This is a genomic window from Bifidobacterium choerinum (assembly GCF_000741135.1).
GTDB lineage: Bacteria > Actinomycetota > Actinomycetes > Actinomycetales > Bifidobacteriaceae > Bifidobacterium > Bifidobacterium choerinum.
This window is the reverse complement of record NZ_JGYU01000004.1, coordinates 82,682-97,038: the sequence shown is the minus strand read 5'-3', so window position 1 is coordinate 97,038 and position 14,357 is coordinate 82,682. Positions and strand designations below refer to the sequence as shown.

Here is a 14,357-nt window from a genome sequence, read left to right as displayed (position 1 = left end):
GGCGACACGCCGGCGCGCGGCCATGCGAAGATTTCGAACAGGTGTTCGATTTTTTCGCCGCGATGCGCTATCCTTGTGTTGCCTGCACGCCCGCGGGACGGGTGCGCGGAGGGACCCACACGGGAATCGAAAGGCGGAGAATCCATTGGCAGCAGAACATGAAGCACAGGCGTCGCGCGCGGTCCTCGAACGCGTCATGTCGAGCGACACCTTCCTGAGCCGCGAGCTGGCGAAGGCGCCGTTGCGCGAGGAGCACGGTTCGCTCATCGCGGACATCGGCCATCTGCCCAACGACCTCAAGATCGTCATCCAGGGCGCGCGCGAGCACAACCTCAAGAACGCGAACCTCGAGTTCCCGCGCAACCGCATGGTCGTCTTCACCGGCCTATCCGGCTCGGGCAAGTCGTCGATGGCCTTCGACACGCTGTTCGCCGAGGGCCAGCGCCGCTACGTCGAATCGCTGTCCGCCTACGCGCGCCAGTTCCTCGGCCAGATGGACAAGCCCGACGTCGACTTCATCGAGGGTCTGAGCCCGGCCGTCTCGATCGACCAGAAGACGACGAACCGCAACCCGCGTTCGACCGTCGGCACGATCACCGAGATCTACGACTACCTGCGCCTGCTCTTCGCGCGCACCGGCGTGCCGCACTGCCCGGTGTGCGGCGCCGAGGTGAGCGCGCAGACGCCGCAGCAGATGGTCGACAGGCTCCTGGCGAACCCCGAGGGCACGCGCTTCCAGATCCTCGCGCCGGTCGTGCGCGGACGCAAGGGCGAGTTCGAGGACCTGCTCGAGCTGCTGCGCGGCGACGGCTACGCCCGCGCGCTCATCGACGGCGAGATGCGCCAGCTGTCCGACGACATCAGCCTGGCCAAGCAGAAGAAGCACACGATCGAGGTCGTCGTCGACCGCCTCGTCGTGCGCGACGGCATCCGCCAGCGTCTCACCGACTCCGTCGAGACGGCGCTGCGTCTGGCGAAGGGGCTCATGGTCGCCGACTTCGTCGACCGCGACGCCGACGCGCCCGACCGGCGCGTGCCGTTCTCCGAGCACATGGCGTGCCCCAACGGCCACACGCTCGAACTCGACGAGATCGAGCCGCGCACGTTCTCGTTCAACGCGCCCTACGGCGCCTGCCCCGAATGCACGGGCTTGGGCTTCAGCCTCGCGATCGACCCCGAGCTCGTCGTGCCCGACCCGGACAAGACGCTCAACGAGGGCGCGATCGAGCCGTGGATGATGACGAAGTCCACCGGCGACTACTACCGCCATGTGCTCGAAGGCCTCGGCTCCGAACTCGGATTCGACCTGGACACGCCGTGGAAGGACCTGTCCGAGGAGGTCCGCCAGGCGATCATGTACGGCAAGGACTTCAAGGTCACCGTCTCGTACCGCAACCGTTGGGGGCGCATGCGCGAATACTCGACCGGCTTCGAGGGCGTCGTGCGTTCGCTGATGCGCCGCCACGAGGAGACCGACTCCGAGCAGCGCCGCCAGTACTACGAGTCGTACATGCGCGAGGTGCCGTGCGCCGCCTGCCACGGCAAGCGCCTCAAGCCCGAGGTCCTCGCCGTGACCGTCGCCGGCCTGTCGATCGCCGACGTGTGCGACATGCCGGCCGAACGCAGCCTCACATGGATCAACGAGCTCGACCTGACCGGCCCGGCCGCGCGCATCGCCGGCGAGGTCGTCAAGGAGATCCGCGCACGCCTCGGCTTCCTCAACGACGTCGGCCTCAACTACCTGACGCTCTCGCGCGCCGCGAAGACGCTGTCGGGCGGCGAGGCGCAGCGCATCCGCCTCGCCACGCAGATCGGCTCGGGGCTCGTCGGCGTCATGTACGTGCTCGACGAGCCGTCGATCGGCCTGCACCAGCGCGACAACGCGCGCCTGATCGACACGCTGCACCATCTGCGAGACCTGGGCAACACGCTCATCGTCGTCGAACACGACGAGGACACGATCCGCTCGGCCGACTGGCTCGTCGACATCGGCCCGGGCGCCGGCGAACACGGCGGCGAGGTCGTCTACTCGGGCCCCGCCGACCATCTCGTCGACGCGAAACGCTCGATCACCGGCGACTACATCGCCGGCCGGCGCAGGATCGAGGTGCCGAAGGGGCGGCGCAAGCCGAAGAAGTCGCGCAGGCTGCGCGTCGTCGGCGCCCGCGAGAACAACCTCAAGGACATCACCGTCGACTTCCCGCTCGGCGTCATGACCTGCGTCACCGGCGTCTCCGGCTCCGGCAAGTCGACGCTCGTCAACCAGATTCTCTACCCGGTGCTCGCCGACCGGCTCAACGGCGCGAGGATCGTGCCCGGCAAGCACACGCGCGTCGAAGGCGTCGACCTGTGCGACAAGGTCATCCACGTCGACCAGAACCCGATCGGGCGCACGCCGCGCTCCAACCCGGCCACCTACACCGGCGTGTGGGACAAGATCCGCGCGCTGTTCGCGAAGACGCCCGAGGCGCAGGTGCGCGGCTACGGGCCGGGGCGCTTCTCGTTCAACGTCAAGGGCGGCCGTTGCGAGGCCTGCCACGGCGACGGCACGCTCAAGATCGAGATGAACTTCCTGCCGGACGTCTACGTGGACTGCGAGGAATGCCACGGCAAGCGCTACAACCGAGAGACGCTCGAGGTCAAGTACAACGGCAAGTCGGTCGCCGACGTGCTCGACATGCCGATCAGCGAGGCCGCCGAGTTCTTCAGGGCCTACCCGTCGATCTCGCGCTACCTCGACACGCTCGTGCAGGTCGGCCTCGGCTACATCCGCCTCGGCCAGCCCGCGACGACGCTCTCCGGAGGCGAGTCGCAGCGCGTCAAGCTCGCCACCGAGCTGCAGCGCCGGAGTACCGGCAGGACCGTCTACATCCTCGACGAGCCGACGACCGGCCTGCACTTCGAGGACGTCAACAAGCTCCTCGTCGTGCTGCAGGGACTCGTCGACAAGGGCAACACCGTCATCGTCATCGAACACAACCTCGACGTCGTCAAGTCGGCCGACTGGATCATCGACCTCGGCCCCGAAGGCGGCGAGGGCGGCGGCACGATCGTCGCCGAGGGAACGCCGGAGCATGTAGTCGAATGCGACGAATCGTGGACCGGCAAGTTCCTCGAGCCGCTGCTCAGACAATCAAATAGCAAATAAACGGAAGGGCGCCGTCGGCCATCTGCGCCGACGGCGCCATCGGCCGACGCCATCAACGTCATCATGGAGGCGACGTGAGCATATTCGAACGGCATGCGCCGGGCACATGGCACGCGATCGCGCGTGACCTGGCCGCATCCGGCGGCACGGGCGACGCGGGCACGGGCGTCAACGCGAACGGCGCGCCGCTGCTCGGCGACAGCCGCGACCTGTTCCGTCCGAAGACCTCGGACATCCCCGCGCAGCCCGGCGTCTACAAGTGGCGCGACGGCGAGGGGCGCGTCATCTACGTGGGCAAGGCGAAGAACCTGCGCAACCGGCTGACCAACTACTTCCAGCCGCTGCGCCAGCTGCACCCGCGCACGCAGACGATGGTGCTCACCGCCCGTTCGCTCGAATGGACCGTCGTCGGCACCGAGATCGAGGCGCTCACGCTCGAATACACGTGGATCAAGGAGTTCGACCCGCGCTTCAACGTCGTGTTCCGCGACGACAAGACCTACCCGTATCTGGCGATCTCGGCGGGGGAGGAGTATCCGCGCGTCTGGATCACGCGCAGCCGCAAACGCCGCGACACCCGCTACTTCGGCCCTTATGCGAAGGTGTGGGACCTGCGCAAAAGCCTCGACCGGCTGCTGCGCGCGTTCCCGGTGCGCACCTGCACGCCGTCCGTGTTCCGCAAGGCGCAGCTGACCGGCAGGCCGTGCCTGCTCGCGTCGATCGGCAAATGCTCGGCGCCGTGCGTCGGCAGAATCGCCCCCAAGGAGCACCGGCGCATGTGTGAGCAGCTCGTCGGCGTGCTCACCGGACGCATCGGCCGCTCCTACGTCGCACAGCTCACCGTGCAGATGAAGGAGGCGAGCGCCGAGCTCGACTTCGAACGCGCCGCGCGGCTGCGCGACGACATCCAGATGCTGTCGGGCATCGTCGAGCAGAACTCCGTCGTCCTCGACCAGGACGTGGACGCGGACGTCTTCGGCTTCGCCACCGACGAGCTCGAGGCGTCGGTGCACACCTTCTTCGTGCGCGCCGGCACGATCCGCGGCGAACGCAACTGGAGCGTCGAACGCGCGGAGGGCATCGAGGACGGCGAGATCATCGCCGACCTGCTCGTGCGCGTCTACGCCGACCTCGTCGGCGACGGACGGCACGAGGGGGAACGCGACCCGAAGGTCGTCGTCAACGAGGAACGCAACGCCGTCGCCGCCTCGCAGCGCTTCCGCGCGACCGACCCGACGGCGCGCGCGCAGGCGACGCGCGAACGCCGTGAACGGCTCGAACAGACCGGGCGCGCCGACCTGCTTGCGCCGATCGCGCCGGTGCCACGGCAGATCCTCGTGCCGATCGAGCCGGCGCGCCGCGAGGAGCTCGAGACGTGGCTGTCGGGACTGCGCGGCGGCACCGTGTCGATCGACGTGCCGCAGCGCGGCGCGAAGCGCCAGCTGCTCGAACGCGCGGACCAGAACGCGCAGCAGGCGCTCCAACGCAACAAGATGAGCCGCATCAGCGACATCGGCGCGCGCACCGAGGCGATGAACGAGGTCGCCGAGGTGCTCGGCCTCGACCAGGCGCCGCTGCGCATCGAATGCTACGACATCTCGAACACGGTCGGCGGCGCCTACCAGGTCGCGTCGATGGTCGTGTTCGAGGACGGCGTCGCGAAGAAGTCCGAATACCGGCGCTTCGCGATCCGCGGCGACGACGGCTCCGGCGCGCTCGACGACCTGTCGGCGCTCTACGAGACGCTCACGCGCAGGTTCCGGCACGGCAACATCGCCGGCGACAGCGGCGAGAGCATCGACGACGAGCGGCGTGCGGCCCGCGCGATGCGCGAGGGCCGCCGGGACGAGGCCGGCGCGGAGGGGATCGTGCAGCAGGACACCGACCGGCGCCGGTTCGCCTACAAGCCGAACCTCGTCGTCGTCGACGGCGGCAAGCCGCAGGTCATGGCCGCCGCGAAGGCCCTCGCCGACTGCGGCGTCGACGACGTGGCCGTATGCGGGCTCGCGAAGCGCCTCGAGGAGGTGTGGGTGCCCGACGACGACTATCCGATCATCCTCAGACGCTCGTCGGAAGGCATGTACCTGCTGCAGCGCGTGCGCGACGAATCGCACCGCTTCGCGATCGACTACCACCGCCGGACGCGCCGCAAGGGCGCGCTGCGTTCGGCGCTCGACGGCATCCCCGGCGTCGGGCCGGCGTTCCAGAAGCGGCTGCTCGCGCATTTCGGCTCGGTGCGCGCGATGCGCGAGGCGAGCGTCGAACAGCTCGAGGAGGTCAGGGGCATCGGATCGGCGAAGGCGCGGCGCATCTGGCAGGCGCTGCACAAGGACGACGCCGCCAAGGACACGCAGACCGCACAGGACGCGCAGGACAACACATCAGGCGCACGGGACGTCGCCGGGGACTAGACGCGCGCACACGCCGCGCGAACGGCGTGCGGTACGCTGATGGGGCGGCTCCGCCGGGCCGCCGCAGCATATCGACGCCCACGCCGGCAGACGGCCATGTCAGGAGGATTCATGAACAACGGACCACGGCGCTGCGCCGTCCTCGGCAAGCCCATCGCCCACTCGCTCTCGCCGGTGCTCCACGAGGCGGCCTACCGCGCGCTCGGACTGGACTGCTGGAGCTACGGGCGCATCGAAATGGACGAGGACGGGCTCGGCGCCTTCCTCGACTCGCTCGGCGACGACTGGGCCGGGCTGAGCCTGACGATGCCGCTCAAACGCACGATCCAGCCCTACGGCACGCCGTCGAACCTGTGGGCGCGCGAGCTCGGCGTCGCGAACACGGCGGTCTTCGCCGGCGGCGCGACGAGACTGTACAACACCGACGTCTACGGCATCGCCCGCGCCTTCGCGCACGCGGCGGCGACGCGCGGCACCTACGCCGCGACGGACCGTTCGGCGGTCGTCCTCGGCAACGGCAACACGGCCACCTCCGCCCTCGCCGCATACGTCATGATGGGCGGCGTCACACACGTGACCGTCACCGCACGCCATCCGGACCGCAACCCCGGACTCGCCGAGGTCGGTGCACGGCACGGCATCGACGTGACGACGGTCGCGCTCGACGACGCGCGGCTGCCGCGGCTGCTCGCCGATGCCGACCTCGTCGTCAACACGATCCCGGCGCATGGCGCCGACGCCGTCGCCGGCCGCCTCGCCGAGGCCGGCGGCGCCGTGCACGGCATGCTGCTCGACGTCGTCTACGATCCGAGGCCCACCGAGCTGATGAAGGTCTGGGAGCGTCTGGGCGGCGTCGCGCTGGGCGGGGAGGAGATGCTACTGTATCAAGCGGTGGCCCAGGTGCTGCTCATGACCGGACTCGCCGCGGACGGGGACTTCGACGCCGTCGACGCGCGGGCCGTGCACGGGCCGCTCGAGCAGGCCATGAGAGAGGCATTGGAGGAAGCGCTGTGAGCCAGGGCAACGAGACGGCGACGCACGAGGACGGGCGGCAGGGGCACATCGGCGGGCCGGCCGAGGGATTCGAGGTCATGCTCATCACCGGCATGTCCGGGGCCGGCAGGTCGCATGCCGCGCACAGCATCGAGGACATGGGATGGTACGTCGTCGACAACATGCCCCCGCAACTCATGGTGCCGATGGTCGATATGATGACCGCGTCCAAGAGCGGCGTGCACAAGCTCGCCGCCGTCATCGACGTGCGCTCCCGCGACTACTTCACCGACCTGTCCGCGATGCTCAGCCACCTCGACGACCTCGGCGTCAAGACGCGCATCCTGTTCCTCGACGCCGACGACGAGGTGCTCGTCAAGCGCTTCGAGGCGGTGCGCAGGCCGCACCCGCTGCAGCGCAACGGCAGGCTCATCGACGGCATCCGCGAGGAGCGCGAGATGCTCGAGAACCTCGAGGAGCGCGCCGACATCGTCATCGACACCTCGCACCTGAGCATCCACCAGCTGTCGACGAAGCTGTACAACGCGCTGATGGGTTCGGGGCCGACGACCGTGTCGGTGCACATCTTCAGCTTCGGCTTCAAGTACGGCATCCCGATCGACGCCGACTTCGTGGCCGACGTGCGCTTCCTGCCGAACCCGTACTGGGTGCCCAAACTGCGCGGGCTCAACGGCCGAGACGAGCCGGTGAGCGACTACGTGCTGCGCAGCGAGGGGGCGGCCGAGTTCCTCGACGCCTACGAGAAGGCGATCGAGGTCGCCGTCAACGGCTACGCGCAGGAGGACAAGCACTACGTGACGATCGCCATCGGATGCACCGGCGGGCAGCACCGCTCGGTGGCGATGAGCGAGGCGCTGGCGGAGCGTCTGCGCGCGCGCGGGCTCAACGTGAGCGTGTCCGCGCGCGAACTCGACCGACGCCAGTCCTGAACGCTTCCGCACCCGCGCGACACGCGGGGAAACAAGCATAATTCCAACGGTTTGTCAAATGCGAGTCCACCACCGGCGTTGTCCAAGACCTTCGGTATCACGGAATCTCGGTGGTCACTTGCGACACGCCGTATCGATCACGATGAAGACAACAGGAGGATCCTTTGGCTCTGCTCGATGAAGTCAAACGTGAGCTGTCCGAAATCGACGGGGAGATGGTCCTCGCGCAGAAGGCGCAGGTGACCTCGATGCTCCGTTTCGGAGGCGGCCTTCGCAAAAGCGATCGGAACATCATCGTCCAGGCGCAGTTCGACTCGCTCGACGCGGCCCAGTGGCTCCAGCGAGCGATCAAGAACCTGTACGGCCACGACGCGATGCTGACCGCCGTCGAACGCCAGACGCCGACCGGCCCGGTGCGCCGCTACATGGTCATCGTCGAACGCGGAGGCGTCGCCCTCGCGCTGCAGACCGGACTGCTCGACCGTCGCAAGCATCAGGCCGTCGCGGGCCTGCCCCAGGAGCTCACGGCCGGCAACATCGCGCAGATCAAGGCGATCTGGCGCGGCGCGTTCCTCGCGCACGGCGGCCTGTCCGACCCGGGCAAGGCCAGCTATCTCGAGATCATCTGCCCGACCGACGAGACCGCGCTGGCGCTCACGAGCGTCGCACGCCGCCTCGGCATCAGCGCCAAGCCGCGCCAGCTGCGCAGCTCGCGGCGCGTGACGCTCAAGGACCCCGACGCGATCGAACGCATGCTCATCCTGATGGGCGCGCCCCGCTCGGCGCGCGAATGGACCGGCAAGCGTTCCGACGGCGAGGCGCGCGGCAAGGCGAACCGCCTGGCCAACTTCGACGACGCGAACATGCGTCGCAGCGCGAAGGCCGCGGCCGAGGCGTGCGAGAAGGTGCGTCGCGCCTTCGAGATCCTCGGCGACGACGTGCCGGAGAACCTGCGCGCCGCCGGCCAGCTGCGCCTCGACCACGACGACGCGAGCCTCGAGGAGCTCGGCCGCCTCGCCGACCCGCCGATCACGAAGGACGCGGTCGCCGGACGCATCCGCCGCCTGCTGCAGCTGGCGGACAAGGTCGCCAAGGCGTCCCAGGACGCCGACCCCGAGGCCTGACGCCTCGTCCGGGCCGCCGACGGCCCGGCAAGCATCTGTGGACAGGCGGGACGACGCTCTCGGCGGAAGACCGCGCCTGTTCGTTTTTGGCTGTATGATGCATAACTGGCGGATCATGCAGCCGTTCCCCGTCAACCCCGGCGGCGAGAAAGGAAAATCCATATGAAGACACTCAAGGATCTCGGAGATCTCAAGGGCAAGCGCGTCCTCGTCCGCGCTGATTTCAATGTGCCGCTCGATGGCACGACCATCACCGACGACGGTCGCATCAAGGCCGCACTGCCCACGATCGAGCAGCTGCGCAAGGACGGCGCCAAGGTCATCCTCATGGCGCATCTCGGCCGCCCGAAGGGCAAGGTCGTCCCGGAGCTCTCCCTCGCGCCGGTCGCCGCGCGCCTGAGCGAGCTGCTCGGCGTCCCGGTCGTCCTCGCGAAGGACACCTACGGCCCGGACGCGCAGGAGAAGGTCGCCGCGATGAAGGACGGCGACGTCGTGCTGCTCGAGAACGTCCGCTTCAACCCGGAGGAGACGAGCAAGGACGAGGCCGAGCGCGCCGCGTACGCGAAGAAGATCGCCGCCCTCGGCGACGTCTTCGTCTCCGACGGCTTCGGCGTCGTGCACCGCGCGCAGGGCTCCAACTACGACGTCGCGGCCGACCTGCCGGCCGCCGCGGGCCTGCTCGTCGAGAAGGAGGTCAAGGCGCTGTCCAAGGCCACCGAGAACCCGGAGCGTCCGTTCACCGTCGTGCTCGGTGGCTCGAAGGTCTCCGACAAGCTCGGCGTCATCGAGAACCTCCTCGACAAGGCCGACCGCCTCGTCATCGGCGGCGGCATGGTCTTCACGTTCCTCAAGGCCAAGGGCTACGAGGTCGGCACCTCGCTGCTCGAGGAGGACCAGATCGAGAAGGTCAAGGGCTACATCGCCACGGCCGAGAAGAACGGCGTCGAGCTCGTCCTGCCGGTCGACATCGTCGTCAACAAGGGCTTCCCGGCGGGCGACACCCCGATCGACCCGCAGGTCGTCCCGGCCGACCAGATTCCGTCCGACATGATGGGCCTCGACATCGGCCCGGAGTCCTGCAAGCTCTTCCACGACAAGATCGTCGACTCGAAGACGGTCGTCTGGAACGGCCCGATGGGCGTGTTCGAGATCCCGCAGTTCGCCAACGGCACCCGCGCGGTCGCCCAGGCGCTCGTCGACGCGACGGCGAACGGCGCGTTCACGATCGTCGGCGGCGGCGACTCCGCGGCCGCGGTGCGCAACCTCGGCTTCCCGGAGGACGGCTTCTCGCACATCTCGACCGGCGGCGGCGCATCCCTCGAATTCCTCGAGGGCAAGGAGCTGCCGGGCCTCAAGGTCCTCGACTGACGGCACCGTCGCGGTCCTCGCCGCGACGCCCGCCTTTTTCCGCGACTTCACGGCGCGCACCGTCCGGCATACGGCGGTGCGCGCCCGCGCATTCCATCCGCATGCCCACGTCCTAGGGAATCCATATGGCATCAGCACGCATTCCGATGGTGGCCGGCAACTGGAAGATGAACTTCGATCATCTCGAGGCGACCGCCTTCGTCCAGCAATTCGCGAGGAACCTCAAATCCGGCCGCTTCGACTTCTCGAAGTGCGAGGTGGCGCTGTTCCCGGCCTTCACGGCGCTGCGCAGCGTCCAGGTGCTCGTCGACGCCGACAACCTCAGGATCCGCTACGGGGCCCAGACCGTCTCCGTCACCTCCCAGGGCGCCTTCACCGGCGACGTCTCCGCGGACATGCTCGCCCGCCTCGGCTGCAGCTACGTCATCGTCGGCCATTCCGAACGCCGCAAGTACCATCCCGAGGACGACGCGAATATCGTCGACCAGGTGCGGGCCGTCCTCGCCGCCGGCATGCAGCCGATCCTGTGCGTCGGCGAAAGCCTTGAGGAACGCCGCAAGGGCATCGAGCTCGACTTCGCCGTCGGCCAGGTGCACGACGTGACGCGCGACCTGTCCGACGAGGAGGCCGAACGGCTCATCATCGCCTACGAGCCGGTGTGGGCGATCGGCACCGGCATGGTCGCCACGCCGCAGTCCGCGCAGGACGCCGCCGAGGCGTTCCGCGAACATCTGGCGAGCACCTTCGACGACCACGTCGCGCAGATGGTGCGCGTGCTGTACGGAGGGTCGGTCACGTCGAAGAACGCCGTCGAACTCATCAGCGAACCCGACGTCGACGGATTCCTCATCGGCGGCGCCGCGCTGCACGTCGACGAGCTGACGAGGATCTGCATGCTCACGCTGCAGACCACATCTTCACAAGGTCTTTGAGATTGCGCGTCGTTTTGTTCGCGGCCTTGCGCTAAGGTTGTACCAGCAATTGATAGTTTTGGAGGTTCACCAGTGTCCGGTATCGCAGTTGTCAAGCTGATCCTGCAGATTGTGCTCGTCGTGCTCAGCCTGCTGCTCACCCTGCTCATCCTTATGCACAAGGGCAAGGGCGGCGGCCTGTCCGACATGTTCGGCGGCGGTCTGACGCAGAACGCCGGATCCTCAGGCGTCGCGGAGAAGAACCTGAACCGCTGGACGGTCATCATCGCGCTCATCTGGGTCGCGATCATCGTCGCGCTCGGACTCATCGCGAAGTTCGTCCCCGCAGCCTGAACCCTCGGGTGACGACCATCAGCTTCGATCCCATGGCCATGACGGCCATGGGATTCTTTGTATGCGCCGGCCGTCCGATGCGCAGCCGACGCGAGACCATGAACGACAACGCACGATAGGGGAGGGGACATGCCCACCACACCATCCATCATCGTCGACCTCGACGGCACGCTGCTGCACGACGCGCCGCGCTTCGAGGAGCGCGACTTCAGCGCGCGCACGCAGCGCGCCGTCGACCGTCTGCACGCCGCCGGCGTCCCGTTCGCCGTCGCTACCGCGCGTCCGGTGAGCACCGGCATCGGCATCGTCCGCCGGCTGCACGCCGACGCATGCATCTACCTCAACGGCGCGCTCATCGACTTCGACCCCGCCCACTCCGACATGGACTCGCTCACCGGGCGCCGGCCGGTCGACCCCGGCGATATGCTCAAGGTCGGCTTCCCGTCGGCCCGCGCATGCGACGTGTGCCTCGCGATCCTGAGCGTCATCCCGGACCTGCAGATCGGCATCGTCATGGACGACGTGCGCTACACGAACTTCGACGTGACGCAGTACTGGACGACGCAGACCTGGACCTACACCGACTTCCGCGACGTGCCCGACGGCGTCGCCGACAAGATCATCATCTTCCCACGTGGCGACCAGACCAATCTGCTCGCCACGCTCATCCCGGACGACTTCGACGTGCACATCTCCGAAGGAAGGCTCTGGATGCTGATGGCGCCGGACGCGAACAAGGAGCAGGCGATGCTCGCGTTGTATGAACGGTGGGGGATCGACCCGTCGTCGGCCGTGTCCTTCGGCGACGACATCGTCGACATCGCGATGATGGAACAGTCCGGCACCGGCGTCGCTGTCGCGAACGCGAACCCCAAGGTCCTCGCCATCAGCGACGCCGTCTGCCCGTCGAACAACGACGACGGCGTCGCCCACTGGATTGAACAGAACATGTTGAATTGAACATGCGAAACATGATTTGAGCAAACATCTTATAAGATTGAACACTGACGAGACAGCTTTGAACATCTACTGAGTGGGCGTTTATCATCATGTTCAACGACAACGTGTTCAGCGTTGTCCAACTATTGTTCAATCCTCAGTATGTCTTGTTCAACGTATGCTAGACTGTCGTTCAGTTTCGCATTGAACATCTTGTGACGGGAGCACCGATGACCGACCGATTCGCGCAGCGCCTCAACCAGGCGATGGATCTGCGCAACATACGGCAGAGCGACTTCGTGAAGGCGGCCGAGGAGCATGGCGTCAAGCTCGGCCGCAGCCACATCAGCCAATACGTCAACGGCAAGACGAGGCCGCGTCCTGAGATCGAGCGCTTCCTCGCCGCCGTGCTTGGCGTCGACGCGCGCTGGCTCGCGGGGGAGGCCGTCGCCTTCGACGAGCATCCGGCCACCTTCGACGACGTCGCACAGGCGACGGGCGTCGGACGACGTGCCGGTGACCGACGGCAGTTCAATATTGAACATACGTCCGATGTCGAACATATGGACAGTATTGAACATGGCGATAGTATTGAACACGATATCGTTGAACATGATGATCCAGTTGAGCACAACCATATTGAACATCAAGCCAGCGTTGAACACAGTGCCGGCATTGAACATCAAGCCAGCGTTGAACACAGTGCCGGCATTGAACATCCCAATCATCCATCTGCATTGAACATGACCGATCCATTCCATTCGCCAGCACAGCACCGACCCGGACAGGAGCACACCATGGAACCGCAATTCGACGACGACGTACAGGACCCCTCGTTCACCGACGTGCCCTCGAGCGTGACGCCCGAGGAGCCGGCGACGCGCGGCAGGCGCACCTTCACGAAGTCGCACAAGCTCGACAACGTCCTCTACGACGTGCGCGGACCGGTCGTCAACGAGGCGGCGCGCATGGAGGCCGCCGGCATGCACGTCATGAAGCTCAACATCGGCAACCCGGCGCCCTTCGGATTCCGCACGCCCGACGAGGTCGTCTACGACATGGCGCAGCAGCTCACCGACACCGAAGGCTACTCGGCGTCCAAGGGCCTGTTCTCGGCACGCAAGGCGATCATGCAGTACGCGCAGCTCAAGAACCTGCCGAACGTCGGCGTCGAGGACATCTACACCGGCAACGGCGTCAGCGAGCTGATCAACCTGAGCATGAGCGCGCTGCTCGACAACGGCGACGAGGTGCTGCTGCCGGCGCCGGACTATCCGCTATGGACGGCGTGCGTCACGTTGGCCGGCGGCCGTCCTGTGCACTACGTGTGCGACGAGCAGTCCGAATGGTATCCGGACATCGATGACATGCGCGCCAAGATCACCGACCGCACGAAGGCGATCGTCATCATCAACCCGAACAACCCGACCGGCGCGCTCTACCCGAAGGAGGTGCTCGAGCAGATCGTCGAAGTGGCGCGCGAGCACCAGCTGATGATCTTCTCCGACGAGATCTACGACCGCCTCGTCATGGACGGCCTCGAGCACACGTCGATCGCCTCGCTCGCCCCGGACCTGTTCTGCGTCACCTACAGCGGCCTGTCGAAGTCGCATATGATCGCCGGCTACCGCATCGGCTGGATGATCCTGTCGGGCAACAAGGCGATCGCGAAGGACTACATCGAGGGCCTCGACATGCTCACGAACATGCGCATCTGCTCGAACGTGCCCGCGCAGTCGATCGTGCAGACCGCGCTCGGCGGCCACCAGAGCGTCAACGACTACCTCGTGCCCGGCGGACGCATCTACGAGCAGCGCGAATACATCTACGAGGCGCTCAACTCGATCGACGGCATCACCGCCGTCAAGCCGAAGGCCGCGTTCTACATCTTCCCGAAGATCGACGTGCGCAAGTTCAACATCCACGACGACGAGCAGTTCGCGCTCGACCTGCTGCACGACGAGAAGCTGCTCATCGTGCAGGGCACCGGCTTCAACTGGAAGGACCCCGACCACTTCCGCGTCGTCTACCTGCCGCGCGTCGAGGTGCTCAAGGGCGCCGTCGACAAGATGACGCGGTTCTTCTCCCACTACCGCCAGTGACGGCGGCGCGCGGGACATGGCACGTACAGGCAACGGACAAAGGAAAGAAGGAAAACG

The 14,357-nt window shown here is 66.9% G+C and carries 11 protein-coding genes; 10 read left to right on the top strand and 1 reads right to left on the bottom strand.

What is annotated here, in order from left to right; translation table 11 throughout:
* Positions 1–196 precede the first annotated feature (196 nt).
* The 9 genes from uvrA (at position 197) to BCHO_RS04030 (ending at position 12,219) form a co-directional block, all read left to right on the top strand.
* Entirely contained in the window at positions 197–3,148 is a 2,952-nt protein-coding gene (uvrA, locus tag BCHO_RS04070) for an excinuclease ABC subunit UvrA (protein ID WP_024541328.1), read from the top strand.
* Between the two features lie 74 nt (positions 3,149–3,222).
* Positions 3,223–5,559 carry an excinuclease ABC subunit UvrC gene (gene uvrC, locus BCHO_RS04065; RefSeq protein WP_024541327.1) on the top strand — a complete coding sequence of 779 codons (2,337 nt, stop codon included), beginning with the start codon at positions 3,223–3,225 and terminating at the stop codon, positions 5,557–5,559.
* A gap of 111 nt (positions 5,560–5,670) precedes the next feature.
* Complete coding sequence (locus tag BCHO_RS04060) at positions 5,671–6,573, top strand: shikimate dehydrogenase (RefSeq protein ID WP_024541326.1); 903 nt, start codon at positions 5,671–5,673, stop codon at positions 6,571–6,573.
* Positions 6,570–7,502, top strand: a complete 933-nt coding sequence (gene rapZ / locus BCHO_RS04055; protein ID WP_024541325.1) for an RNase adapter RapZ — start codon at positions 6,570–6,572, stop codon at positions 7,500–7,502. Before BCHO_RS04060 ends, rapZ begins: the two co-directional genes overlap by 4 nt.
* 164 nt (positions 7,503–7,666) lie before the next feature.
* Positions 7,667–8,626, top strand: a complete 960-nt coding sequence (gene whiA, locus BCHO_RS04050; protein ID WP_024541324.1) for a DNA-binding protein WhiA — start codon at positions 7,667–7,669, stop codon at positions 8,624–8,626.
* A gap of 162 nt (positions 8,627–8,788) precedes the next feature.
* Positions 8,789–9,994: a phosphoglycerate kinase gene (locus tag BCHO_RS04045; RefSeq protein WP_024541323.1), complete on the top strand. Its 1,206-nt coding sequence runs from the start codon at positions 8,789–8,791 to the stop codon at positions 9,992–9,994.
* Positions 9,995–10,119: 125 nt separating this feature from the next.
* Complete coding sequence (gene tpiA / locus BCHO_RS04040) at positions 10,120–10,926, top strand: triose-phosphate isomerase (RefSeq protein WP_024541322.1); 807 nt, start codon at positions 10,120–10,122, stop codon at positions 10,924–10,926.
* Positions 10,927–11,007: 81 nt separating this feature from the next.
* Positions 11,008–11,259 (top strand): preprotein translocase subunit SecG, encoded by a 252-nt coding sequence (gene secG / locus BCHO_RS04035; RefSeq protein WP_024541321.1) that lies wholly within the window; start codon positions 11,008–11,010, stop codon positions 11,257–11,259.
* A gap of 129 nt (positions 11,260–11,388) precedes the next feature.
* Complete coding sequence (locus tag BCHO_RS04030; RefSeq protein ID WP_024541320.1) at positions 11,389–12,219, top strand: HAD hydrolase family protein; 831 nt, start codon at positions 11,389–11,391, stop codon at positions 12,217–12,219.
* Between the two features lie 122 nt (positions 12,220–12,341).
* Here BCHO_RS04030 and BCHO_RS04025 read toward each other — a convergent pair whose 3' ends face one another.
* Positions 12,342–12,917, bottom strand: a complete 576-nt coding sequence (locus tag BCHO_RS04025) for a hypothetical protein (RefSeq protein ID WP_160271595.1) — start codon at positions 12,915–12,917, stop codon at positions 12,342–12,344.
* Here BCHO_RS04025 and BCHO_RS04020 point away from each other — a divergent pair.
* Positions 12,801–14,300, top strand: a complete 1,500-nt coding sequence (locus BCHO_RS04020) for an aminotransferase class I/II-fold pyridoxal phosphate-dependent enzyme (protein ID WP_420306477.1) — start codon at positions 12,801–12,803, stop codon at positions 14,298–14,300. The two genes, BCHO_RS04025 and BCHO_RS04020, sit on opposite strands and share 117 nt — an antisense overlap.
* The last annotated feature ends 57 nt before the right edge of the window (positions 14,301–14,357 follow it).

Excerpts from the sequence above, each read along its gene's own strand:
- BCHO_RS04025 (WP_160271595.1), bottom strand. The coding sequence starts at position 12,917 with ATGTTCAATGCCGGCACTGTGTTCAACGCTGGCTTGATGTTCAATGCC.
- BCHO_RS04060 (WP_024541326.1), top strand. The coding sequence starts at position 5,671 with ATGAACAACGGACCACGGCGCTGCGCCGTCCTCGGCAAGCCCATCGCC.
- tpiA (WP_024541322.1), top strand. The coding sequence starts at position 10,120 with ATGGCATCAGCACGCATTCCGATGGTGGCCGGCAACTGGAAGATGAAC.
- BCHO_RS04030 (WP_024541320.1), top strand. The coding sequence starts at position 11,389 with ATGCCCACCACACCATCCATCATCGTCGACCTCGACGGCACGCTGCTG.
- BCHO_RS04045 (WP_024541323.1), top strand. The coding sequence starts at position 8,789 with ATGAAGACACTCAAGGATCTCGGAGATCTCAAGGGCAAGCGCGTCCTC.
- uvrA (WP_024541328.1), top strand. The coding sequence starts at position 197 with ATGTCGAGCGACACCTTCCTGAGCCGCGAGCTGGCGAAGGCGCCGTTG.